Origin of the sequence: Campylobacter concisus (assembly GCF_002913745.1) — a bacterium.
GTDB lineage: Bacteria > Campylobacterota > Campylobacteria > Campylobacterales > Campylobacteraceae > Campylobacter_A > Campylobacter_A concisus_R.
The window spans coordinates 1-560 of sequence record NZ_PPCG01000058.1 but is presented as its reverse complement, the minus strand read 5'-3'; the positions used below and the strand labels follow the sequence as shown (position 1 = coordinate 560).

1 protein-coding gene is annotated in these 560 nt (G+C 23.6%); it reads right to left on the bottom strand.

Annotation, left to right across the window (positions count from 1 at the left end; all coding sequences use genetic code 11):
• Positions 1-153 precede the first annotated feature (153 nt).
• Positions 154-363, bottom strand: coding sequence for a helix-turn-helix domain-containing protein (locus CYO90_RS07485; protein ID WP_103579048.1), 210 nt, complete (start codon positions 361-363; stop codon positions 154-156).
• Between the last annotated feature and the right edge of the window lie 197 nt (positions 364-560).

Below are 560 nucleotides of genomic sequence, written 5' to 3'. Positions count from 1 at the left end.
CTTTATGCGTTGGATTTATTTCACTTTCTTTTTGAAAATAAAATTCTAGTATTTTGTATAAGTTTGGGTTATTTTTTTCCCAGTTATAGATAGTTTTTATATCTTTTCCGATGAATTTGGCTACTTCTCTTTTATTCATTTATCTATCTCTACCTATTTTTTTTCTTTTATATTTAGTTTTCCATTGTTTGCTTTTTCTTTTATTTTTTCTAATTTTTCTAAGAATTTTTGAGTTTCCGAAATTTGATCGTCTAGTGCTAGACCTTGGTTTATTAATCTGATTAATTCTGGTTTTTCTTTTTCCCAGTTTGTTAGTGTATTTCTTGTAATATTTAATTTTTCTGCTAATTCTTGTCTAGTCATTTTTTATACTTTTTGACAAATTATTTTGTATTTTATTAGATTTTTTCATTTATCTATCTCTTTTTTAAGTATTCTTGCTTTTATGTCTGATAAATAAAATTGTTGTTCCATTTCACTTAACTTATCAAATAGCTCTATTAGCTCTTTATGCGTTGGATTTATTTCACTTTCTTTTTGAAAATAAAATTCTAGTATTT